The 1,512-nt window shown below is 49.9% G+C and carries 3 protein-coding genes; all 3 read right to left on the minus strand.

Translation table 11 applies throughout. The features are described 5' to 3' along the window. On the minus strand, window positions 1-416 hold a 416-nt coding region (locus F7D47_RS03430; RefSeq protein WP_153085352.1), incomplete at its 3' end, for an N-acetylmuramoyl-L-alanine amidase. Window positions 417-432: 16 nt separating this feature from the next. Continuing rightward, entirely contained in the window at window positions 433-522 is a 90-nt protein-coding gene (locus F7D47_RS03435) for a smalltalk protein (protein WP_022120265.1), read from the minus strand. Window positions 523-808: 286 nt separating this feature from the next. Then, window positions 809-1,345 (minus strand): DNA-binding protein, encoded by a 537-nt coding sequence (locus tag F7D47_RS03440; RefSeq protein ID WP_153085353.1) that lies wholly within the window; start codon window positions 1,343-1,345, stop codon window positions 809-811. Window positions 1,346-1,512: the final 167 nt, after the last annotated feature.

The following is a 1,512-nucleotide window of genomic DNA, read 5'->3' on the forward strand; positions in this document are numbered from 1 at the left end:
TTCAGCCATCGCTTGACATCAAACGACGGACAGTCTTTGTGAACGTTCGGCAAATCGCGGTGGCCCAGTATCTCTGCATCAGGATAGGAGAGGCAGAGGCTCTCCAGAAGCGAATACAGAGACTGATTCTGGGCTGGAGTGCGCGTATCGGCAGGCTTGCCGTTCTTGTCGAGACCTCCCTCATAACAGATGCCGATGCTGTGGGCATTGTAATGACGGGCATGGGCTCCTACCTCCGATTCCGGACGACCCGGATATACCACACCATCCTTCGTGATGTAATAATGATAGCCGATACTCTTGAAACCGCGGGCAAGATGGCAGGCCTCCAACTGCTCGAATGTGAAATCCTGAGTCACTCTCGTGGCAGAACAGTGGATCACGATGAGTGAAATGCTACGATGTTTCTGTGTCATGGCAACCTCCCTTCTTTTAGCAGTTCTGTACACAGAATGAGCTGGCTACAGCTGTTAATACCGTGATGAGGAAGTTGATGATGGTTTTCCAATTTACTTTTTTCATTTTGCTTTGTTTTTTAATGATTAATACTAAGTGAATAATGATAGTCACATGCTTGTTTTAGTGGTTGAAATTTAGTTTCAGTAAGCGTTTCTGGAAGAAGAAGGGCGGGGGAGGAACTGCCAGCCCGGATACCCGTAAAAGGCAGGTTCTTGGGTCGTTATGATTTGCTGTTTATCCGTAATCGTCAGGATGAAAACCAGCCGCTTTGTGCCTTCGGAATATCCCTGTCGCCGGTCAGTTCACTCCTTCCTTCTTCTGTCGTTTCGCATATTTGAGAGACGGATTACTACTCCAGACCGTCACCGCTGTCGCCTGTCCCGTCGGTGCTGCCGCCTTGTGATGTACCGCCGCCCCCAGTGGTTCCGCCGCCCTGTGTGGTATCGCCAGTGGTGGTATCGCCTGCAGCGCTCTCGCTAGAGTTGAGGAGATCCATGGCGTTCTTGGCGTTGGCATCGAGAGAGAGCTGGGTGTTGCTGAGCTTACCGGTAGCACGGGCTCTGAGGCGGTAACCTTCTACAAACTTGGCGAGGCTCCACTCCTTGATGCTGGCGGCTCCCATCTTGTTGATGATGCCGATGGAGAAGATGGCGAGGTTGTCTATCTTCACTGCCTTGTTCTGGAGTACGAGCTCCTTCACACAGCTCACCATATCGGTGAGAAGGCCCTTGATGGCACCCTTCGAGAACGGGGTGTTGTGGCTCGCCATGTGTTCGGCGAGTTCATCGATACCGATGGTTTCTGTTACTACTGGTCGCGCATAATACTTGCCATACGCTTCCTTGATTGTCTTGTTCTTGTTCTTCGCTAATTTGATGAGAATCATACTTTTAAAAATTTAGTTTTAGTAAAAAGCAGTCTGTGTCTCCGCCGAGACCGTTGCTGCATCAACCTCTCTGATTGACGATACAAAGATACAACATTCCCGAACCCCCAACTATGCGATTTGTGCGATTTGCAGGGATTCGGGAAAAAAAGGTTGAAAAAAGTGGT

Origin of the sequence: Segatella copri (assembly GCF_009494835.1) — a bacterium.
Classification (GTDB): Bacteria; Bacteroidota; Bacteroidia; order Bacteroidales; family Bacteroidaceae; genus Prevotella; species Prevotella copri_F.

Coding starts and splice junctions, on each gene's coding strand:
- F7D47_RS03435 (WP_022120265.1), bottom strand. CDS start 522: ATGAAAAAAGTAAATTGGAAAACCATCATCAACTTCCTCATCACGGTA.
- F7D47_RS03440 (WP_153085353.1), bottom strand. CDS start 1,345: ATGATTCTCATCAAATTAGCGAAGAACAAGAACAAGACAATCAAGGAA.